This window comes from Pseudomonas putida, assembly GCF_050990305.1.
Classification (GTDB): Bacteria; Pseudomonadota; Gammaproteobacteria; order Pseudomonadales; family Pseudomonadaceae; genus Aquipseudomonas; species Aquipseudomonas putida_AH.
In genome coordinates this window covers 265,716-286,435 of record NZ_CP158817.1, presented here as the reverse complement: position 1 = coordinate 286,435, position 20,720 = coordinate 265,716, and the positions used below count along the sequence as shown (strand labels likewise).

Annotated in this window: 17 protein-coding genes, 1 tRNA gene and 2 pseudogenes; 17 read left to right on the top strand and 3 right to left on the bottom strand. The window is 56.2% G+C overall.

The genetic code is table 11. The features are described from left to right. Positions 1–146 precede the first annotated feature (146 nt). From ABTV22_RS01340 to ABTV22_RS01310, 7 genes are all read left to right on the top strand, one after another. Positions 147–3,071 carry a phage tail tape measure protein gene (locus ABTV22_RS01340; protein ID WP_433738205.1) on the top strand — a complete coding sequence of 975 codons (2,925 nt, stop codon included), beginning with the start codon at positions 147–149 and terminating at the stop codon, positions 3,069–3,071. After that, positions 3,068–3,367, top strand: a complete 300-nt coding sequence (locus ABTV22_RS01335; RefSeq protein WP_433738204.1) for a hypothetical protein — start codon at positions 3,068–3,070, stop codon at positions 3,365–3,367. Before ABTV22_RS01340 ends, ABTV22_RS01335 begins: the two co-directional genes overlap by 4 nt. Positions 3,368–4,324: 957 nt before the next feature. Then, a complete protein-coding gene (locus ABTV22_RS01330; protein WP_433738203.1) occupies positions 4,325–4,810 on the top strand; it encodes a hypothetical protein in 486 nt (161 codons plus the stop codon). Positions 4,811–5,293: 483 nt separating this feature from the next. After that, complete coding sequence (locus tag ABTV22_RS01325; protein WP_433738202.1) at positions 5,294–5,713, top strand: hypothetical protein; 420 nt, start codon at positions 5,294–5,296, stop codon at positions 5,711–5,713. A gap of 855 nt (positions 5,714–6,568) precedes the next feature. Then, a protein-coding gene (locus ABTV22_RS01320) for an IS3 family transposase (RefSeq protein WP_433735520.1) occupies positions 6,569–7,788 on the top strand; the annotation gives its coding sequence in 2 pieces (ribosomal slippage) (positions 6,569–6,914 and positions 6,914–7,788; 1,221 coding nt in all). A gap of 349 nt (positions 7,789–8,137) precedes the next feature. Next, positions 8,138–8,929 carry a TSUP family transporter gene (locus ABTV22_RS01315; protein WP_433738201.1) on the top strand — a complete coding sequence of 264 codons (792 nt, stop codon included), beginning with the start codon at positions 8,138–8,140 and terminating at the stop codon, positions 8,927–8,929. 214 nt (positions 8,930–9,143) lie between these two features. Beyond that, positions 9,144–9,344 (top strand): PLD nuclease N-terminal domain-containing protein, encoded by a 201-nt coding sequence (locus ABTV22_RS01310; RefSeq protein WP_433738200.1) that lies wholly within the window; start codon positions 9,144–9,146, stop codon positions 9,342–9,344. Positions 9,345–9,534: 190 nt separating this feature from the next. Here the strand turns inward: ABTV22_RS01310 and ABTV22_RS01305 are convergent, their stop codons facing one another. Continuing rightward, positions 9,535–9,984, bottom strand: a complete 450-nt coding sequence (locus ABTV22_RS01305; RefSeq protein WP_433738199.1) for a carboxypeptidase regulatory-like domain-containing protein — start codon at positions 9,982–9,984, stop codon at positions 9,535–9,537. 262 nt (positions 9,985–10,246) lie between these two features. On the opposite strand from ABTV22_RS01305, the pseudogene ABTV22_RS01300 reads away from it, so the two are divergent. The 4 genes and pseudogenes from ABTV22_RS01300 to ABTV22_RS01285 all read left to right on the top strand — a co-directional run bounded on the left by ABTV22_RS01300 (position 10,247) and on the right by ABTV22_RS01285 (position 13,253). Further along, positions 10,247–11,298: pseudogene (locus ABTV22_RS01300) on the top strand (PDDEXK nuclease domain-containing protein). A 71-nt stretch (positions 11,299–11,369) separates the two neighbouring features. Next, a complete protein-coding gene (locus ABTV22_RS01295; RefSeq protein ID WP_433738198.1) occupies positions 11,370–12,344 on the top strand; it encodes an alpha/beta hydrolase family protein in 975 nt (324 codons plus the stop codon). 36 nt (positions 12,345–12,380) lie between these two features. Continuing rightward, positions 12,381–12,797 (top strand): hypothetical protein, encoded by a 417-nt coding sequence (locus tag ABTV22_RS01290; protein ID WP_433738197.1) that lies wholly within the window; start codon positions 12,381–12,383, stop codon positions 12,795–12,797. Between the two features lie 6 nt (positions 12,798–12,803). Beyond that, entirely contained in the window at positions 12,804–13,253 is a 450-nt protein-coding gene (locus tag ABTV22_RS01285; RefSeq protein ID WP_433738196.1) for a hypothetical protein, read from the top strand. A gap of 101 nt (positions 13,254–13,354) precedes the next feature. Here ABTV22_RS01285 and gabP read toward each other — a convergent pair whose 3' ends face one another. Beyond that, positions 13,355–14,746 (bottom strand): GABA permease, encoded by a 1,392-nt coding sequence (gabP, locus tag ABTV22_RS01280; RefSeq protein WP_433738195.1) that lies wholly within the window; start codon positions 14,744–14,746, stop codon positions 13,355–13,357. A 554-nt stretch (positions 14,747–15,300) separates the two neighbouring features. Here gabP and ABTV22_RS01275 point away from each other — a divergent pair. From ABTV22_RS01275 to ABTV22_RS01250, 6 genes are all read left to right on the top strand, one after another. Further along, positions 15,301–16,074 carry an ABC transporter ATP-binding protein gene (locus ABTV22_RS01275; RefSeq protein WP_007972784.1) on the top strand — a complete coding sequence of 258 codons (774 nt, stop codon included), beginning with the start codon at positions 15,301–15,303 and terminating at the stop codon, positions 16,072–16,074. A 13-nt stretch (positions 16,075–16,087) separates the two neighbouring features. Beyond that, the gene (locus ABTV22_RS01270; protein ID WP_433738194.1) at positions 16,088–16,837 is read left to right on the top strand and encodes an ABC transporter substrate-binding protein; all 750 of its coding nucleotides are present in this window, start codon (positions 16,088–16,090) and stop codon (positions 16,835–16,837) included. A gap of 78 nt (positions 16,838–16,915) precedes the next feature. Further along, a complete protein-coding gene (locus ABTV22_RS01265) occupies positions 16,916–17,611 on the top strand; it encodes an ABC transporter permease (protein ID WP_433738193.1) in 696 nt (231 codons plus the stop codon). Further along, positions 17,608–18,297 carry an ABC transporter permease gene (locus ABTV22_RS01260; RefSeq protein ID WP_433738192.1) on the top strand — a complete coding sequence of 230 codons (690 nt, stop codon included), beginning with the start codon at positions 17,608–17,610 and terminating at the stop codon, positions 18,295–18,297. Before ABTV22_RS01265 ends, ABTV22_RS01260 begins: the two co-directional genes overlap by 4 nt. After that, the gene (locus tag ABTV22_RS01255) at positions 18,278–19,510 is read left to right on the top strand and encodes a methyltransferase (protein ID WP_433738191.1); all 1,233 of its coding nucleotides are present in this window, start codon (positions 18,278–18,280) and stop codon (positions 19,508–19,510) included. The genes ABTV22_RS01260 and ABTV22_RS01255 overlap by 20 nt, the downstream gene beginning before the upstream one ends. Before the next feature lie 599 nt (positions 19,511–20,109). Next, positions 20,110–20,185, top strand: a tRNA-Thr gene (locus ABTV22_RS01250). A gap of 180 nt (positions 20,186–20,365) precedes the next feature. On the opposite strand, the pseudogene ABTV22_RS01245 reads toward ABTV22_RS01250, so the two are convergent. Next, positions 20,366–20,565: pseudogene (locus tag ABTV22_RS01245) on the bottom strand (phage integrase); the annotation flags it as partial. Positions 20,566–20,720: the final 155 nt, after the last annotated feature.

The window sequence follows — 20,720 nt, the reverse complement described above, 5'->3', positions numbered from 1 at the left end:
CACGGGGTTGCGGATGAGCAGCGCCAGCAAGTCATCGAGCTAAGCCGTCACCAATCATTCCGCGAGGTGGCCAAAGCAATCCCCGCGACACAAAGCACCACCACCGGGCATCAGCCTACAACGTTGTTAATTGATGGAGAATCAATATGACCCAAACATCCCGGCTCGTCATTGAGCTGGACAGTCGAGACGCCGAGACAAAGGCGGCAGACACTCGAAGGGCGCTTGAGGCGCTGGAAGACGCTGGCCTGAGAACTCAGCCGGCGCTGAGCAAGGCCGGTACCGGCATGGAAAAGATGGGCAAGGGCGCCGAGAAGGCTGGCAAGTCTATCGGCGACGCCCGCACCGAGCTGGAGCAGCTGCTAGGCCAGATTGACCCAGTCACCCGTCGCCTGGGCGAACTGGACAAGCAAGAGCAAGCCCTTGCCAAGCATCGCAAGGAAGGAAAGATCGACGCAGATACTTACACCGAATATCAGGCGAAGATTACCGAGACGCGCAATGCCCTCTCCGGCTTCAGGGCGGACATGACCAAAACCGGTATATCGGCCAAGCAGACGGCGGCGGCCCTGCGCGGTGTGCCGGCGCAATTCACTGACATCGCGGTGTCGCTCCAGGGCGGCCAAAACCCGCTAACCGTGTTCCTGCAGCAGGGCGGTCAGCTCAAAGATATGTTCGGCGGCGCTGGGCCGGCGGCCAAGGCGCTGGGCGGATATGTCCTCGGCCTGGCCAACCCGTTCACCGTGACTGCCGCAGCGGTCGGCACACTGGGATTAGCCTACTACCAAGGATCAAAGGAGGCTGACGCCTACAGCCAAGCCCTGATTCTGACTGGCAATGCGGCAGGCACCAGCGCAAGCGCCATTGGCTCGATGGCCGCAAATGTCAGCAGGTCCGTAGGGACCATCGGCGCAGCATCGGTAGTTCTAGCTCAGTTGGCTGGCTCGTCGAAAATACCCGCATCGTCTTTCGAAATGATCGCGACGGCAGCGCTCAAGATGGAGGACGCAACTGGAAAGGCTGCAAGCCAAACCGTGGCGGACTTCGAGATGCTAGCGAAAGATCCAGTAAAGCACTCGGCAGAGCTAAACGAGCAGCTTGGCTACCTGACCGCATCCACTTACGCGCAAATTGAGGCTCTGGCGAAACAGGGCGACCAACAAGGTGCTGCAAATCTTGCAGAGAAAGCCTACGCCGAATCCATTAGCTCTCGGGCCGACCTCATCAAAAGCAAGCTTGGTCTTGTTGAGACGGCATGGGATGGAGTGAAGTCTGCAGCCAAAGGCGCGTGGGATGCCACTCTAGATATTGGCCGGGAAGACACGTTCGAGCAGAAGCTGGTCAAGCTTGAAGATCGGCTGAATCGAGTGCGTAACGCCAAGACGCCGACCATATTTGATGACAATCCAAACCTTGGCGAGCTTGGCGCTGGTGAAGGAGGCGCGCAGTCGGCAATCACCGATCTGTATGTCCAAAAGGCTGAATACGATCGCCGTGGTGCTGCCAAAGCCGAGGCGCTGCGTCTTGAAAAAGAATCGATCGAGAACCAAGGAAAGCTTAGCGAGGCGCTAAAGAATTCGGCCTCAAATGCTGAAAAGTTGAAAGCGCGTTACGCCGAGATCGATAAGCAGGTCGAGTCAGCAAGTCGCCGCGGCCAGGCGTATACAGAATCTCAAATCAAGCAACTGAAAGACGCAGCGGCAGAGCAGTACAAGGATACAAAAGCGGCCACGCCAAAGGCCTACACCGAAGACGCCGGCCAGAAGATGCTGGACGCAGCCCGCCAGACCAATGCCGTGTTACTTCTGCAGAATGCTTCGATCAATGGCCAAGGAATCGTCACTCAGAAGCTCGGCACCCAAGCGCAGGCGCTCGGCAAGTGGGAGCAGCAACTCGCCGATATCAAGGGCAAGCAAACGTTGACCACTGACCAGAAGTCCTTGCTGGCCAGCCATGATCTGATCACCGCTCAACTGAAAAAGAACTCGGCGCTCGAAAAGGAAGTCGAGCTGCGCAAGACCGTCAAGGAGGAAGTCGAGAAACTTGCCGCGTTCCAGGTCAACCAAGACAGTCGGCTCAGCAGCGCGAAAGAGGGGTTGGATTCCAACCTTGCTGGTATAGGCCTTGGCGACAAAGCGCGGGACCGGCTCAAGCAGGACATGGCCATCCAGCGCGACTACGCCAGGCAGTCAGCTGACCTCCTGGAGCAGCGCAACACTGGGAAGATCAGCCCCGAGCTGTACGCCCAGGAGAATGCGGTAATTCGGCAGGGCCTGGCTGACCGACTAGCCATGCAGCGACAGTATTACTCGGAGGTCGATAAGGCGCAGTCGGATTGGTCTATCGGCGCCTCATCGGCATTTCAGAACTACACCGAGCAGGCCGCTGACGTCGCCGGACAAACCCGCAACCTGTTCACCAACGCCTTCAGCAACATGGAGGACGGGATTGTCGATTTCGTGAAGACAGGGAAGCTGTCCTTCAGTGATCTGGCTGACGGAATAATCGCCGACCTTGTCAGAATTCAGGTGCGCCAGGCCGCAGTCGGGATTTTCGGGACGGTGTTCAGCGGCCTGTCTTTGGGAGCATCAGCAGGTAACGGTCTCGCGGCTGGCTCTGCTGGGGCTACGTCCTCGAGCCTCGGCGCTTCGGCGGCGGGATATTCCTCGCTCTACGGCTTCTCTGGCGGCGGCTATACCGGCGACGGCGGGAAGTATGAGCCTATGGGTGTCGTACACGGCGGCGAGGTTGTGGTCCGCAAAGAAGTGGTTCAGCAGCCAGGAATGCGCGGCTACCTGGAGCGCCTGAATAAACGCGGCTACGCAGACGGCGGCTATGTTGGCGGCGCTGCATCGACTTCCAAAGCAGTTGCTTCCTCGCCATCGGTGAGCCTTCCAACCATAGAGCAGAATTTCTATTTCCAAGGCAGCCCTGACGAAAATACCGCTCAACAACTGAAGCAGGCCGCGGATGATGGCGCGACTCGCGGGATGAGAGGGGGTTACGAGATGGTGTTGCGCGACCTCAAACAAAACGGACCAGCAATGCAACTGATAAGGAGAAACCGATGAAAATTTCCGACCTGGATGTGGGAAAGCTTATTGAGGTAATCGGCAGCGCAATCTTCCCAGTGGTATTTGAGGGCATAGGCGCTCGAACACCTCCAAGCGAGCTGCGTGATCGGGCAAATCTGAACTCTGAGATCATGGGGCGGATCTTGGGGGTTCTACTTTGCAACGATGAGATCAGTCAGGAGATATTCGGCCTGATCGACTTGAGCGTGGCTCGCATGAAAGAAAATCAATCAAAAACGCTTGGCGAGTCGGTGGGGCCAGGCGGCTCACTGAGCAAAATTCACAAGCTCTAGGCGGAATCTATCCGCGCCACGATCTGCGAAACGCGAAAACGTGGCGCGGGTGAGACAAACCATATGATCCCACTGAGACCATATGGTCTGTCTCGCCGGTTTTTGTCCGTCCGTTGTAAACACAGCGGTAACCATCAAATGTAACTACCCCACCTGGTCACTACCCCAAAATGGGTGGCGACCAAGGTGACCCGCCTTAGCGCGTTCCAAATGTCAGGTTTTGTCAGGTTTTCGCCTTCAACAGATGTTCGCTTTTGTTAGTCGCTGGCGCTCACCAGATCGCACGGTATCCACGGGTTAGTGCGTGGTGACCATGCGAGGTGACCACCATTAGTGACCACTTTTTCTGGTCACAAAACCATCAACGACCCCATTTGCGAAAACAACCCCATGAATGAGCCGCGTCAAGCCCTCATATCTGTCTTTTCTGAGCGTTTCTACGCAGCATTTCGCGCACCACCTTCACGCAGTCTGAGTGCGCGAAAACCTTCAAAGTACGCAGCCAGTACGCACCATTGGTACGCATTCACTGATGTGTACTAGGCAAGTTCGCACTTCTGGTTCGCACCCTCTTACGCGAGGCTGGCGCGAACCTGGCTGGCGGTTACCAGCGCGGTTACCACGAAAAGTTACCATTCCACGCAGTTTCCAAACGTGAGGTTTCCACCGTGGTTGCCACGGTATTGCAGTGTTTTCAGGAGCAACCGCGTTCATTGCGAAAACCAACCCCATGAATGAGGCCGAAAGCGGCCCGAATGGCCCAGCTGTGGAAACACCCCATGAATGGCCTACGATTACAGCGCGGCATCCGTCACGAATAGTCCGAAGACAGAACTAGCCTAGTCCCCAGGAGGTGGGTTGAGCATGACATTCAAGGGGTGAAGCGCGGGCACTGGAGATTTCAATGGTCCAGTATTTCTACAAGATTTAGGCCGTCAACCAAGAGAAAAGCGACGCATGAGCGAACCCAGCGAGGAAAACAAGCGACCACGGCGTTTGACCTTTGTTATTCCCGACCATGCATACTGGGATTACAGGCGTGAGGCGGACCGCCTTGACCTGTCCATTACGAATTATTTTCTTTCACTGTGGGCGGCAAGCGGCATTGGGGAAAAGTGCCTTTGTAACTGGACCTACTCTGTAATGAGCAACAACGGAGAAAAGCTGGTCGTGTTGGTAGATCTCATGAGCGGACGGCTTAGCCTGGAAGCTGACATCCAGTATGTTTTCCGTGATCTATGCGAAAAGATGGATGTGGATGACCAAACCTTTGTTGTCTTCCAACAAGCTGATGGGCGCTATGCCGAAATAACCTTCAATGAGAAAGGCTTCGTCAAGTATGCGAGCGCGTACGAAGCTATTTCGTATGAGGAAATCATTCGCACATTTTTCCAGAGGGCCGAGCTCCCCGTTGATCCGGTGGCGCAATCTGATCCATCGTAATTTTGAAGGTTTCGCCATCAGGGGACGTGTAGATCACAACACGCTGGGACCGGCCCTGACTTTGACCACACTTTGACGAAATGTTAGACAGGCATGAGACGAAGCCCACGCCGGGCGTGAGTCTGGGGCTTATTCCATGCGGGGGGCCGTCAAACAAGCAGGCGTGATCGTCTCAGACCCCTGACAGCCCCCTGACGGAATCTGGACAGGCTCTGGACGGATCAGTGCCAGCACCAGCAGACGGAGTGCCGGGAAAGCAGCGGCACACCACGTACGCGGGCGCCTGGATTGCTCCCAGCCAGCCCGGCCCGTCCAGAATGCCAAAACCCTGACCAGCCTTGACGAAATTTTTGACAGGGCGTGACGTATTTCCCCAACGACGCCACCGGCTGACGCGCTGCCTACATGACAAAAGGACTTCCCTTTATATGTCGCCCTCCCTGCCGATAGTGGTAAATTGCCGCTATCTAAAGGGAGTGGCGCATGAAGGTCTTTCAAGGAATATTTCTGGGGATCATTGTTGTTTCTTCCGCAGTCAATGCGGAACCGCTTTTGGATAAACCGGAGTGGCAGTTCGCAAATCTGCTATATGAGGGTGCCTTCACCTGCGAGTCAAAGAGCAAAACATATCAGGCAGCCATAAGGCTTCGATCCGCCGAGGAGCTAACGCTGCGCGATAATTACATGGCATGTATCAAAGAATTCTCGGAAAAGGCTAGGTCTGGATTCCCTATCGCAATGAAAAAGGCTCGATCCGACGCTGTAAAGTCCGACCTGAAAGAGCTGTATGCCTCATGGAATGCCTACTTTGGTGACTTTAGCGGGCCAGGTTCAGCGATATTGAAAAGCAAGTACACAAGCGCAAGGTCTGCCTTGGAAGTGGAATTATCCTCATCTGAATAACGACCACTGACTCGACGACGTAAGCTTGAGAAAGCAGGTGGAGCACTCCCCCAGTTTTGGGGAGCCAAGAGGCCGCGCCAATTGCGATACCGTCTCAACGGGCCGAATAGGCCGTTCGTCCGACTGATCTAATCCTAAATGCCACCTGGCAAGCGCCACCCCAAAAGGGCAAAAAAAGGGGGGCACCACCGAGAAAAGTGAGTAGATTTGTGAGTAGAAAAATAATCATCAAGTTAAAAACCCTTTAAATACTTAGCCTGTAGCCATTGGTTCGATTCCGTCTCTGGCACCAAATACCGAAAACCCTGAATCGCAAGATTCAGGGTTTTTTTATGCCTGCGATTCGATCATGCATACTCCAGGCGCTATCGAATCCTCCTGCAAAACATCGACTCTCACCTCCCCATCACCACGCCAGCCTGCAAGCGCCTGCAAAACCTCCTGAGTTTAAGGCGGAGCCTGAGTACCCACCCAATGCAGGTCAGCCCCTCCTGGCGACCTTCAAGGCTGTCAGAACGCTCCTAAAGCGTTACCGGAAACGTACGACATACGCTCATCCGAGGAATAAGCAGAATCAGCGGAGGATCTGCCCCAAATCCGGAAAGCAGAGTAAAAACAGGGAAGCAGGTATTGAACGACACCATCAGACCAGACGCCGAAACCATCGAGCTTTCGGCTAACCACGAAATTAAAAATTTCAGCTTTGATGATTGGCAAGCAACATTACTCCACAAGCTATCCCACGAGCTGGCCCTATCGCCGGAACGCAGGCACCAGAAGCCAAGTGAACGAGCCCCATGAAAGACAGGACACCGTTTCCCCCTTACGATAAGGGATAGGCAAACGGTTATGTTTATGACTAACAGCAACTATAAGAGTGGGGAGCTTTTGGGTCAGGAGCGGCGGCGCCGCTGGAGCCCAGAGCAAAAGCTGGCCATGGTTCGCGAGAGCCTTGAGCCAGGGCAAAGTGTGTCGGTCGTCGCTCGGCGCAACGGCATCAATGCCAATCAGCTGTTCCTGTGGCGCAAGCTGTATCAGGACGGCAGCCTGTCGGCAGTCAGCGCCGGTGAAGCCGTGGTGCCGGCCTCTGAGCTGAGCGATGCGCTCAAGCAGATCCGTGAACTGCAACGGATGCTGGGCAAGAAAACGATGGAAGCAGAAATCCTCAAAGAGGCCGTGGAGATCGCCCAGTCGCGAAAATGGATTGCGCACTCACCCTTGTTGCCGGGGGACGACCAGTGAAGCTGGTCAGCGAATGTCTCGGTGTGGCGCGCTCGCAATTAACGGTTCGAATCAAGCAATCGGTATCGCCCAAAGCACGGCGAATCAGACCTGTGAACGACGCTGAGCTGGTAGTTGAAATCCAGCGACAGGTCAGTGAGCTGCCCAGCTATGGCTACCGTCGAGTCTGGGGATTGCTGCGTCGCGCCCGTGAAAGCCAGTCGCTACCCGCGATCAACGTGAAGCGGGTTTACCGGGTGATGCGTGATCACAACCTGCTGCTTGAACGCCGGATCAAACAACCCGGCGTGCCGCGTCGACACGAAGGCCGTATTGCGGTGCAAACCAGCGATACACGTTGGTGCTCGGACGGCTTTGAGTTCCGTTGCGAGGACGGCGCCAAACTGAGCGTAACCTTCGCCCTGGACTGCTGTGATCGCGAAGCCATCGGCTGGGTCGCAAGCCCGACCGGGTACAGCGGCGATGATATCCGCGACCTGATGCTGGAAAGCGTGGAAAAGCGCTTCGGTGATCAACTGCCCGCCACACCGGTGCAATGGCTCAGCGACAACGGCTCGGCGTACACCGCCGAACAGACACGCCTGTTTGCTCGGCAGATTGGCTTGCAGCCGGTGACCACTCCAGTGCGCAGTCCACAGAGCAACGGCATGGCCGAGAGCTTCGTAAAGACAATCAAGCGTGATTACGTAGCGCATATGCCCAAGCCGGATCGAGAAACGGCGCTGCGTAACCTGGCAATTGCCTTCGAGCATTACAATGAGCAGCATCCGCACAGCGCTTTGAACTATCGCTCACCGAGGGAGTTCAGGCGCTTGGCAGCGGCATCAATTTAACGGGGAGTTGGTGTCCGGTTTTGTAGGGGCAAGTCCACCAAGTCAAAAGCCTCTCTGGCAGCCACCGAACTAAAGTCCGCGTTCTCTAGACCGCAATGCGAACGGCTGGCCTCCTACGCCCTGACGCAAGAGTCGGCCATAGTCATCAATAACGTTCGGGCACTGCACTGTCGAGATGCAATAAGAGACAACAGGCGTGTTCTGGTTCGACTTTTCGGCCTGTCGAAGTTTTCTTCTGCGATTGTTATTTCAGAGGATCCACTACAGCTGCAGGGCTGATTTTTGCACGCTGCTATGAACGACAAGTCACGTCGTTGGCCTACCTATAATTATAAAAGAGGGAGATGTAATGTCTTGGGATGTGATTGCAATATTATCGCTCGTCGCGTTTTGCGCCGGTTTTTTTGATGCCATTGCCGGGGGCGGCGGGTTGATTACATTACCTGCTTTGTTTTTGGCCGGGGTTGATCCAATCAGCGCAATCGCTACAAATAAGTTCCAGGCTGCTTCGGCAACCGTTTCGGCCACTGCAACCTTTGCTCGCAAAGGAATGATCGAGTGGCGCGAGGGTCGATTCCTGATTATCTGCGGATTTGTTGGCGGGGCCAGTGGGGCATTGCTGGTCAGCTCTGTTGATAAGCGTTATCTGGAAGTTTGCGTGCCGATCATGCTGATTCTGGTAGCCATCTATTTTGCACTCTCTCCAAAGTTAGCGAATGAAGACAGACGCAAGAGAATCGGCATTCTGCTTTTTTCATTTACCGTGGCTCCCCTACTTGGTTTTTACGACGGCATATTTGGCCCTGGTGTGGGCTCATTCTTCATTGTGGGATTTGTACTTCTCTGCGGTTTTGGAATGATGCGGGCAATGGGCTTTACCAAACTTGCCAATGCTTCATGCAATCTGGGCTCTCTTTCTGTGTTCATCTTCAAAGGGGTGATTATCTGGCCGGCAGCCATCGCCATGGCATTGGCTGCCTTCGTCGGCGCTCAATTGGGCGCACGAGCCGCTGTTCGAGTCGGACCTCGGTTGATCAAACCTATGCTGATCGTGGTCTGCTGTGCCCTGGCCATCAAGCTTCTGAGCGTAGAGGCTAACCCGTTGCGAGTAGCGGTCCTCCAATCATTGACTTCGTCATGATCTACCCGACCTTGTGGAACAATATTTTTCAAGTTCGGGGGCTGACCACAAAGGGGGACACCCATTAACCTTGAGTCGAAACCGGTCAATGGATGCCCCCTTTTCCCCGTTGGAAATTTCTCTGCCGAAATGACCATCAAGAACATCACAAAGGGGACTTGGGCCAACGGAGCAGCTATCCTGAGCGGCAACCTCATCACGCTGGAGTGTTTTCATGGGCTCTTTCTTGTACGACCTTATCGCCTTCGTCATTTTTGTCCTGGATATCTGGGCGATCATCAATGTGGTGAAAAGCCATGCAGAAACCTTAAAGAAAGTTCTTTGGGTGGCGCTGATAGCATTTCTCCCGGTACTCGGCCTGATTATCTGGGCCATGGCGGGTCCACGCAAATTGCAGCAACTGTCAAAAACCTGAACAAATTATTTGCCTCACCCTCACGCATAACGGTATTTACAAGGCCTGCAGACAGATGTTTGATTTTTCCTCTGGCACTAAAAACCGAAAACCCTGAATCGCAAGATTCAGGGTTTTTTATGCCTGCCGTTTAGCCGAATGCTGTTGCGCGGCAGACTCGCAACGCGGCTAACCTCCCTTTCCCAGCAGCCTAGCTTTCTGCATTCCAGTGAAAAACCAGGTTACGGGCTGCGCCACTTCCTATGTTCGCCGTATCGCGCCGCTCCTCGCCGTTACGCGTCGCCACGACGGTGTATTTGCCAGCTGGCAACTGCACGTAGACCAACGGACCTGCCTGACTCAACGTAAACACCGTCTGCCCTGGCGCTTTCTGAATGAGCAGATTTACATCGGGAATGTATTCGTTCTGCGATCCGACAGAAAAAGTCATATGCAGGTTGTAGCCGGTGGTTTGCTGGATGGCTTTCGACTCGTCCTCGCCGATACCACCTGACAAGTAGGCAATTCCGTTTTGCTCCTGCCGCTGAACCTGCACGCCAGCGCTGTCGACAGGGTCAAGACTGGCGGCTTGCAGCAGGGCGGGAAACATCAAAATGCCGACCGTGGCGAGGGGGAACATCAGTGAATGGAAACGCTTCATGATGACGACTCCCGGGCTCCACAGAACCCAATCGTTACTTAATTTGGATGTCGGGTGCAGTAGTCGGGTTTTAGATCGATTCGTGATTGAGACCAGTACGAAACGTACTACATGAAGTCCCCCAGAAACCTCACACATGATCGGGCCGCTCCCGCCAGCAAGTCCGGCGGTTTCCTTCCGGTTTCTCGGCCGCGCCCTGCATCCTCGGCCAACACTCTTTCGTCATCCTTTTCTGCCTGATCAGCCAACGGCGGAAATCTTGATGAGCGTCCTCAAACCCAATGACACACATGACCCACAGATCGCATCACTGCTTGGCAATATTGGTGAGTTGATTCGCCAGGCACGACAGAGAGCGCTGCGAGCGGTCGATACCGTTCAAGTGCAGACCTACTGGCAGATCGGTCGATACATTGTTGAGTTCGAGCAAGCAGGAGCGCGGCGGGCGGGATATGGCAAGCAATTGCTGGCCAAATTGGCGAAAGTTCTTTCTGCCGATTTTGGAAAAGGTTTTGATGCATCCAACCTTCGCTACATGCGCCTGTTTTATCAGGCCTTCCCGATTTGTGACGCACTGCGTCACGAATTGAGCTGGACCCACTATCGCAGGCTACTGAGAGTAGACAGCGAAAGTGCTCGCCTTTGGTACATGAACGAATCAGCCATTCAAAACTGGTCAAGTCGAGCGCTGGAGCGCCAGATCAATACCTTTTACTACGAGCGACTCCTGGCGAGCAGGGACCGTATACCTGTCATGCAGGAAGCCAGCACCAACATCCAGCAAATGAAAGTAAGCCCCGGGACTTCATCCGCGACCCGGTGGTGCTGGAATTTCTCGGCCTGCCCAATGCGGGCAAGCTCCAGGAAAGCGAGATCGAACAGGCGCTGATCGATCAACTGCGAGGTTTCCTGCTTGAGCTGGGTAAAGGCTTTGCCTTCATTGCCCGTCAACAACGCATCAGTACCGACAGCAAGGACTTCTACATCGACCTGGTGTTTTACAACTACCTGCTCAAGTGCTTTGTCGTCTTCGATATCAAGCGTGGTGAATTGACCCATCAGGATGTAGGCCAAATGGACATGTATGTGCGCATATATGACGACCTGAAACGCGGACCAGAAGATGGGCCTACCGTTGGCATCATTCTCTGCGCGAAAAAGGACGAGTCCGTTGTGCGCTATTCGGTACTGAAGGGCAATGAACAATTGTTCGCCAGCAAGTACCAGCTCGTACTTCCCAGCGAAGATGAACTGCGAGCGGAGCTGGACCGATTGCAAGCATTACTTGAAGAGCGGCTTCATCAGGAACCGTGATAGTGGCGATGGATTGTTCAAACACGACCTGAAGACTATCGTTGGCAGCTACCCGCAAAGGATCAGCGCCCATGAATTTGCAGGACATGCCACCCCTGGCACCCACTCAAATCGAGTTGCCGTTGACGGCGGACGTCATTGCGCAGCCCTTCAAGCAAGCTGCCGCCGACGGTTTCATGCTCGGCGGCTATACCTGGCGTCACGCGGTTACGGACATTACCCGGCCGGTCGTCATCATCAACGCCGCCACCTCGGTTCGCTGCCGGCACTACTCGCGCTTCGCCGATTTCATGTTTGCCAACGATTTCGATGTCATCACCTTCGACTATCGAGGAATCGGCGAATCGCGTCAGGCATCCATCAAAGGACTTCAAGCGTCATGGACCGATTGGGGCGCGCTGGATTTCGAAGCGATGCTCCAGCGGGTACAGCGGGAATTCCCCGGCCAGCCTGTCGACGTGGTCGGTCACAGCTTTGGAGGCTGTGCAGCGGGGCTGGGAGCCTCCGGTAAGGTGATCCGGCGCCTGGTGACGGTCGGGGCGCAGTTCGCTTACTGGCGCGATTACGCGCCTGCTCACCGCTGGCGCATGTTCGGCAAATGGCATGTGGTGATGCCGATCGTGACGCTGCTGTGCGGTTTCTTTCCCGGCAAGCGACTCGGCTGGCTTGAGGACACTCCCGCCGGCGTGGTCCGTGACTGGGCGACTCCCACGCCGCGCTACGAAAAACGCCCTAGCGGCCGCCTCCTGCTGGCAACCACCGGTCGCCTGCCCTTCGCTGCGATCAACGCGAAAATCCTCGCGATCAGCATCAGCGATGACCCTTACGGCACCATCGCCGCCATCGAACGCCTGCTGGGCTACTTCAGTGGCAGCGACAATACCCACCTGCGCATCAGCCCCGAAGACATCGGCGAAAAAGAAGTCGGACATTTCGCCTTTTTTCGTAGCGCATACCAAGCCACACTATGGCCCATTGCACTGTCCTGGCTGCAACACGGTGAACTGGCCCCCGGCACACCCGGGCAGACCGTGCCACGCTCCTGAGCCACTGCCCTTTCAACGAATAACGGAACGACGCCCATGGCCTCCGCCAACAAGCAGCAAAAACGCGCCTCTCGCGCCAAGGCCAAAGCCAAGCAGAACCGCACCCAACGCGCCGCCGCACCAGTCGAGCTAGACCCGAACGACGATCGCATCGACTTCGAATCGGTGGACCTGACCGATATGTTCAAAGAAATGATCGACGCGCAAAAGATCAGCCAACAGGCCATGTGCATGGCGTTTCTGGAGCATCCACTGCTCGCATTGGTACTGGAGCAGGAAGGCGAAGAAACCGCGACTGACTTCATCATCGGCGCGCTGATCGAATATCGCCAATGGTCCACTGAAACCGACGAAGCCGGTGCGATGGCGTGGATCGAATCCCCGGAATTCCAAGCGGACTACGTGGCTGCATCCAAAGTCATCCAAGACCAAAATCAACAGAAACCGAACTGAGTTCCCATGGCCTCCCTGAACAAGCAACAGAAACGCGCCAAACGCGCAAAAGCCAAAGCCAAGCAAATCCGTATGGTCGGCCGCAAGCCAATGGCACTCGACGATGACCGGGATTTCCCGGAGCCCATCCCGGAATACACGCTGGCGATGTTCAGCAAAATGCGCGATGCGGAAGCCACCAGCCGTAGCGAAATGCTCTCCGTGCTGCTGTCGGATCTGGCCTTTATCATCATCGATCATCCAGAACTGCTGGACATGGAAAACGCCGACGACGAAGGCATGGCCGCTACACACCTGGCCGCCGACATGCTGATCGACTACCGCATGTGGGCCGACGGCATGGACCGCGACGCCGCCCAGACATGGCTGTCCGATCCACAATTCATTGCTGATTTCGGCGATGCACTGGACGCCTACCGCCAGTCGCAGGATGCGCCGGAAGAAAAAACCGAGTAAGGGTTGCGGCCCACGCCTTATCCTCAAAAACAAAACGGCCGCTTGTCATCACTGACAGCGGCCGTTTTTTACTTCAACAACGCTAACTCAAGCCAAAAGGCTCAGCGTGCAATTGCGGCAACACCACCTTCGTTGCGACGACGGCGAGCCACCAGCATGCCCGCTGCAACCACCATAAGGCTGAGCAGGCCGGTCGCGATGATTTCCACGCGATGGGCTTCCTGGAACAGCATGATGGTCAGGGCGCCCACGATGAATACAATCACCGCGTAGGTCAGGCCCGGGAACAGCCACATGCTGAAGACGATCTTCTCACCACGAGCCATGCGCTGTTTGCGCATACGCAGTTGCGAGAACGCGATCACCAGGTACACCAGCAGCGCGATGGCGCCGGAGCTGGCCAGCAGGAACTCGAACACGGCAGCCGGAGCCACGTAGTTGGCGAAAGTACACAGGAACGCTGCGCCGGTGGACAGCATCACCGCCCAGTAAGGCGTGCCGCTCTTGTTGGTGCGGGTGGACATGGCCGGTGCATCACCGCGCTTGCCCAAGGAGAACAACATACGCGACGAGGTGTAGAGCGCCGAGTTAAGGCAGCTGGTTACAGCAACCAGTACCACGATGTCGACGATCATCTTGGCGTTAGGGATGCCCATGCGCTCAAGAACGGTCTGGTAGGAACCCAGGCTGGCCAGTACCGGGTCGTTCCATGGCACCAGGGCCACAACGATGAAGATCGATACGAGGTAGAACAAACCGATCCGCCAGATCACCGAGTTGGTGGCCTTGGAGATTTGCTTGCCAGGGTCCTTCGATTCCGCGGCCGCGATGGTCACGATCTCGGTGCCCATGAAGGAGAACATGGTGGTCAGGATGGCACCCAACACCGCGCCCATGCCGTTTGGCAGGAAGCCCTGGGTGTCGAACAGGTGTGAAACACCACTGACCTGGCTGCCCGGCAGGAAGCCGAAGATCGCCATGACGCCCAGCACGATGAAACCGATGATTGCCAGAACCTTGATCAGGGCGAACCAGAACTCGAACTCACCGTAGTTCTTCACGCTGAACAGGTTGGTCACGGTCAGCAGCATGGTGATGACCAAGGCGAAGGCCCAGATGTCCACGCCCGGGAACCAGGCATGCAGGATAGTCGCGGCGGCGTTGGCCTCCAGCGGGATTACCAGAACCCAGAACCACCAGTACAACCAGCCGATGGTGAAACCGGCCCAGTGCCCGATCGCGCGATCGGCATAAGTAGAGAAGGAACCTGTATCAGGCGAAGCAACGGCCATCTCGCCGAGCATACGCATCACCAACACCACCAGCATACCGGCGGCGGCGTAAGCCAACAGTACGGCCGGGCCGGCCGCAGCGATAGCGTGGCCCGAGCCAACGAACAAGCCAGCGCCGATAACCCCGGCAATCGACAGCATGGTCACGTGACGCGGTTTAAGCCCCTGTTCGAGGCCGTTAGAGCTTTGGGTACTGCTCATTGAAACTACCTTTGTAAGGAAAAGCGAATGCATGCATCCCGTTCGGATTTCCCTTCTGTAAAAAGAAACCAACGGAGCGTTCCGGAATCTGCACGCAATAATTGCGCCAAAATGTTTCAAAACCCTCTAGGCCGGCGATCTCGTCCAGACCGGATAGTCATCGCAAGTCATTGAAACTAATGGCACTTTGCCAGAACGTTACCCTGTGACCCACTTGAGGAAACGAAATAGCGCACCGGAAACACACTCAAAAAATGCTCAACGCACATTAAACGTGCGTTTGGCCGGTTAGCGCTTCCAACACCCCGCCAAAGCTGGCACCATCGCGCCCTTTTTTACGCGACAGCCACCGCGCTCTTACCTGCAAACAGGGTTCAAACGGCTGTTCGGTTGTTGATGGGGCGACAGTCTGCTGTGCCGATGCGACAACCGGCTACATGCCACCTGTTTACTACCCGTAGCGCTGTTGGCTGCCTTTGAAACGCTATGCTAGCTTGGCCGCCTCGCCAGGAAGGCCGCCAACAGCAGGAGCGCAACATATATGAGGAACGCACATGGCTGAGGCCACGCCCGCGCTTGAAATCCGCAACTTGCACAAACGCTACGGTTCGCTGGAGGTGCTCAAAGGCATCTCGCTGACCGCCCGCGACGGCGATGTGATCTCGATCCTGGGTTCCTCCGGCTCCGGCAAGTCCACGTTCCTGCGTTGCATCAACCTGCTGGAAAACCCGCACCAGGGACAGATCCTGGTGGCCGGCGAAGAACTCAAGCTCAAGGCCGCGAAGAACGGCGAACTGGTCGCCGCCGATGGCAAGCAGATCAATCGCCTGCGCAGCGAAATTGGTTTTGTATTTCAAAACTTTAATCTGTGGCCGCACATGAGCGTGCTCGACAACATCATCGAAGCCCCACGCCGCGTGCTTGGCCAGAGCAAGGCCGAAGCCATCGAAGTGGCCGAAGCCTTGCTGGCCAAGGTCGGTATCGCCGACAAGCGCCACGCTTACCCTGCACAACTGTCCGGCGGCCAGCAGCAACGCGCGGCCATTGCCCGCACCCTGGCCATGCAGCCCAAGGTCATCCTGTTCGACGAACCGACCTCGGCCCTTGACCCGGAAATGGTCCAGGAAGTACTTAATGTCATCCGCGCACTGGCCGAAGAAGGCCGCACCATGCTGCTGGTCACCCATGAAATGGGCTTCGCCCGTCAGGTTTCCAGCGAAGTGGTGTTCCTCCACCAGGGCCTGGTAGAAGAGCAAGGATCGCCACAGCAGGTGTTTGAAAACCCGCTTTCGGCGCGCTGCAAACAATTCATGTCCAGCAACCGCTAACGGAGCTACCCACATGCAGAACTATAAAAAGGTCTTCCTGGCCGCCGCAGTCACCCTGGCCTTCAGCGCCGGTGCCATGGCTGAAAACTTGAAGATGGGCATCGAAGCGGCCTACCCGCCGTTCAACAACAAAGATGCCAGTGGCCAGGTCGTTGGCTTCGACAGGGAAATCGGCGACGCCCTGTGCGCCAAGATGAAAGTCGAATGCTCCGTGGTCACCTCCGACTGGGACGGCATCATCCCGGCCCTGAACGCCAAGAAGTTCGACTTCCTGATCTCCTCGATGTCGATCACTGACGAGCGCAAGCAAGCAGTGGACTTCACCGACCCCTACTACTCCAACAAGCTGCAATTCATCGCGCCGAAAAACGTCGACTTCAAAACCGACAAGGCCGCGTTGAAAGGCAAAGTGATCGGCGCCCAGCGCGCAACGCTGGCCGGTACCTTCCTGGAAGACACCTATGGTGACGACATCACCATCAAGCTCTACGACACCCAGGAAAACGCCTACCTCGACCTGACTTCCGGTCGCCTGGACGGCATTCTGGCCGACAAGTACGTCAACTATGAGTGGCTGAAAAGCGACGCCGGCCGTTCCTACGAGTTCAAGGGCGACCCGGTAGAAGAAAGTGACAAGATCGGTATTGCCGTACGCAAGAACGACCCGATCCGCGAGAAGCTGAACGCGGCACTGAAAGAAATCGTCGCTGATGGCACTTACAAGAAGATCAACGACAAGTACTTCCCGTTCAGCATCTATTGATACTGACCTGCCGGACCGACGTCACCTTGTGACGGCGTCGGTCCCCGGCCTTGCCTGCCGCGATTTGAAAAGAAATCCATGATTATCGACCTCTACGGATTCGGCCCGGCGCTCGCCGCTGGCGCGCTGATGACTGTGAAACTGGCACTCTCGGCCCTGTGCCTGGGGCTGGTGCTCGGTCTGCTTGGCGCCTTGGCCAAGACTTCCCCGTACAAGCCGCTGCAATGGCTTGGCGGTACTTATTCGACCCTGGTTCGCGGAATCCCGGAATTGCTCTGGGTGCTGCTGATCTACTTCGGTACGGTCAACCTGATGCGCGCCCTGGGTGAGTTCTTCGGCAATCCCGAACTGGAACTCAACGCCTTCGCCGCCGGTGTGATTGCACTGGGCTTGTGCTTCGGCGCCTACGCCACGGAAGTGTTTCGCGGCGCGATTCTCGCCATTCCCAAAGGCCACCGTGAGGCCGGCGTGGCCCTGGGCCTGTCGAAATGGCGCATCTTTACCAAGTTGATCATGCCGCAGATGTGGCGCATCGCCCTGCCCGGCCTGGGCAACCTGTTCATGATCCTGATGAAAGACACCGCGCTGGTGTCAGTGATCGGCCTGGAAGAAATCATGCGCCACGCGCAAATCGGCGTGACCGTGTCCAAGCAACCGTTCACCTTCTATATGGTGGCTGCATTCATGTACCTGGGCCTGACCATTCTGGCCATGACCGGTATGCACTTCCTGGAAAAACGCGCCGCTCGCGGCTTCGCGAGGAGCAACCAATGAACTGGGAAGTCATCATCAAATGGCTGCCGAAATTGGCCCAGGGTGCAACCCTGACCCTGGAACTGGTGGCCATCGCCGTGATTGCCGGTTTGTTGCTGGCCATTCCGCTGGGTATCGCTCGCTCATCTCGCCTGTGGTGGGTACGGGCATTTCCCTACGGCTACATCTTCTTTTTCCGTGGCACGCCGTTGCTGGTGCAACTGTTCCTCGTCTACTACGGATTGGCGCAGTTCGACGTGATCCGTAACAGCTCAATGTGGCCTTACTTGCGCGATCCGTTCTGGTGCGCCACCGCCACCATGACCCTGCACACAGCAGCCTACATTGCCGAAATCCTGCGCGGCGCCATTCAGGCGATTCCACCGGGCGAGATCGAAGCGGCACGAGCGCTGGGCATGTCCAAGGCCAAGGCGCTGTTCTATATCATGCTGCCACGGGCGGCGCGCATCGGCCTTCCGGCCTACAGCAACGAAGTGATCCTGATGCTCAAGGCCAGCGCCCTGGCCAGCACCGTGACCCTGCTGGAGCTGACCGGCATGGCCCGCACCATCATTGCCCGGACTTACTTGCCGGTGGAGATCTTCTTCGCGGCCGGGATGTTCTATTTGCTGATGGCTTTTGTGCTCGTGCGCGGCTTCAAGCTGCTGGAGCGCTGGCTGCGCGTCGATGCCTGCCAAGGGCGTTGATCCTCAAGTGCTGACGGGCGAGGCACTGCTCGCCCGTTTCACCGCGCTGGATGCGTTTTTGAGTCAACATCAAGCGCTCTGGAAGCCACGGCCATTCACTCATTTACAGCTCCCTTGGGAAACCGCCTACCCCGAGTTAGCCGCCTGGCTACGCGGAAGGTCCCTTGAGGATGCGGAAAGTACTCACAATCAGCCGGCCGAACTCGCGGATGCGCCGGAGCCGTTCGCCTCGTTGGCGGGATTGTCGCTTGAGCTGAGTGCGGTAGGTGAATTGCCGGCGCATTGGCTGAGCGCGGCGACTCATCGGCTGAATGTCGATGTGCCAGGGCGCAAGTGGCAGCAGATCGAAGCCTTTGCCAGTCGTTTGCAGTTTGCCAACGTGCCGAAACATTGGCTGGACTGGTGTTCGGGCAAGGGGCACCTGGGGCGACGCTTGCTGCAAACCGACCAACAGCTGACTTGCCTGGAATACGACCCGGCATTGGTCGCCAGTGGTCAAGTCCTCAGCCAGCGCCATCAATTGCATGCACTGCACGTCGAGCAGGATGTGCTCGCGGCGAACGCCGTGGATTTATTGCAAGCCGAGCACACGCCTGTCGCGCTCCATGCCTGCGGCGATCTCCACGTGCGCTTAATTCAGCTCGCCACTGCGGCAGGCTGCAAACAACTCGCCATCGCTCCTTGCTGTTACAACCGGATCAGCCTTGCCCATTACTCGCCGATTTCCTCGGTCGCCAAAGTATCCGACCTGCAGCTGTCTCTCGACGACCTGTCGTTACCGATGAATGAAACTGTTACCGCTGGTGCTCGCGTGCGGCGGCAACGCGACACCTCCATGGCCCGACGCCTGGCCTTCGACCTGCTGCAACGGCAGCTGCGTGGCGTTGACGAATACCTGCCGACACCGTCCCTGCCCAGCGCCTGGCTGGACAAACCCTTCGCCGACTACTGCCATCACTTGGCCGAGCTTAAAGAGTTATCCACAATCGCCCCGCAGGATTGGCCAACACTGGAATCTGCCGGCTGGCAGCGCTTGGCACAAGTGCGCAATTTGGAGCTGCTGCGCGGACTTTTCCGACGCCCCTTGGAGCTTTGGCTGGTGCTCGATCGAGCACTTTTCCTTGTCGAGAAGGGCTATACGGTTCGCCTCGGCACCTTCTGCGAAACGCCGCTCACGCCACGTAATTTCCTGATGCTGGCGGAACGCGCTTAAAGTGCCACAGCCTGTGGATAACTCTGTTGATGAAAATTCTCGGATCCAATATTTATAGCTGTTTCAAGGGTGAAACTGCACTGTTCAGTTTTCGTACACCGGAATAAAAAACCCGAAAAACAGTGATTTGCACACAGATGAGAACAAGTCCGCAAATTCGTCATGTAGCCCGTGCATTACAAATCCCGTTGTGCATAAGCATTTGCACAAAAGGGCATAACTGCTGGAACTGGGCTTCGCCCACTTGCCTGGCGAAGTGATCCCTGGAGAAGTCAAAATCGGTCGTGATTTTTTCATCCGCCAAAACACCACAATCGGCATCAAACCCTCGAGCTGGTCAGCTACGACCTGGTTATTGGCGATAATTTCAGCGCGGACGTCAACGGTTGCATCATCGCGGACACACCGAAGTTCGGGGACAACATCACGATCGGTGCCATGACGTTCGTTAATATAGACATCGCTTTCGGTACCAGGTTTTTCAACGTTTGATGACGCTCAAAGAGCGCCAGAATTCCTCGACAGCAAGCTGCATAAAAATAGTCAGAATTCAGGGGTTTACAGAACCTGTCCAATCGCTATAATCGTCGCCCTGACACGCCGGTATAGCTCAGATGGTAGAGCAACTGACTTGTAATCAGTAGGTCCCGGGTTCGATTCCTGGTGCCGGCACCACATTCAAAGCCCCGCAATGCGGGGCTTTGTCGTTTGTGGCCAACGGAAACTCCTCACTTCAAAAAGTGAAAAACATCCACAAAGTGCCCACCCCCCAATCCAGAATCGCTTTGAACAGCTCTTGGGCTTCCTCGCCGGAAATGTGGATCGCGCTAGCCATACCACTATTCCTTTTAGCTGTTACCCAGGCAAAGACGACAATGGGTTGAGGTGAACCACTTCAGCCAAGTGCCCCGAACTGAAATGGGCATAACGCATCGTCATCGCCAGGGACGAGCGCTCCAAGACTATCGAAAGGTCAGGATGTCCCCGCCATTCATCATGTAATGACTGGCGAAGGTTTGCCGAAAAACGTGAGTCAATTGCCCGGCTGGCAGCTCACCCTTGAGCACACTGGCCAGGCTATCCGAGATCGGCACAACCCGACTTTCCAGTTTTTCGCCCAATGAAACCTGGCTCTCCAGCGCTCCCCTTCTGTGACCGCACCCTGCGCGTCTATGCAACCGCGCTGCTTTTCCTTTCAAAATTTTGCACT

Coding starts and splice junctions, on each gene's coding strand:
- ABTV22_RS01310 (WP_433738200.1), top strand. CDS start 9,144: ATGGGCTCTTTCTTGTACGACCTTATCGCCTTCGTCATTTTTGTCCTG.
- ABTV22_RS01290 (WP_433738197.1), top strand. CDS start 12,381: ATGGCCTCCGCCAACAAGCAGCAAAAACGCGCCTCTCGCGCCAAGGCC.
- ABTV22_RS01340 (WP_433738205.1), top strand. CDS start 147: ATGACCCAAACATCCCGGCTCGTCATTGAGCTGGACAGTCGAGACGCC.
- ABTV22_RS01325 (WP_433738202.1), top strand. CDS start 5,294: ATGAAGGTCTTTCAAGGAATATTTCTGGGGATCATTGTTGTTTCTTCC.
- ABTV22_RS01330 (WP_433738203.1), top strand. CDS start 4,325: ATGAGCGAACCCAGCGAGGAAAACAAGCGACCACGGCGTTTGACCTTT.
- ABTV22_RS01275 (WP_007972784.1), top strand. CDS start 15,301: ATGGCTGAGGCCACGCCCGCGCTTGAAATCCGCAACTTGCACAAACGC.
- gabP (WP_433738195.1), bottom strand. CDS start 14,746: ATGAGCAGTACCCAAAGCTCTAACGGCCTCGAACAGGGGCTTAAACCG.
- ABTV22_RS01270 (WP_433738194.1), top strand. CDS start 16,088: ATGCAGAACTATAAAAAGGTCTTCCTGGCCGCCGCAGTCACCCTGGCC.
- ABTV22_RS01295 (WP_433738198.1), top strand. CDS start 11,370: ATGAATTTGCAGGACATGCCACCCCTGGCACCCACTCAAATCGAGTTG.
- ABTV22_RS01335 (WP_433738204.1), top strand. CDS start 3,068: ATGAAAATTTCCGACCTGGATGTGGGAAAGCTTATTGAGGTAATCGGC.
- ABTV22_RS01285 (WP_433738196.1), top strand. CDS start 12,804: ATGGCCTCCCTGAACAAGCAACAGAAACGCGCCAAACGCGCAAAAGCC.
- ABTV22_RS01305 (WP_433738199.1), bottom strand. CDS start 9,984: ATGAAGCGTTTCCATTCACTGATGTTCCCCCTCGCCACGGTCGGCATT.
- ABTV22_RS01255 (WP_433738191.1), top strand. CDS start 18,278: ATGCCTGCCAAGGGCGTTGATCCTCAAGTGCTGACGGGCGAGGCACTG.
- ABTV22_RS01260 (WP_433738192.1), top strand. CDS start 17,608: ATGAACTGGGAAGTCATCATCAAATGGCTGCCGAAATTGGCCCAGGGT.
- ABTV22_RS01315 (WP_433738201.1), top strand. CDS start 8,138: ATGTCTTGGGATGTGATTGCAATATTATCGCTCGTCGCGTTTTGCGCC.
- ABTV22_RS01265 (WP_433738193.1), top strand. CDS start 16,916: ATGATTATCGACCTCTACGGATTCGGCCCGGCGCTCGCCGCTGGCGCG.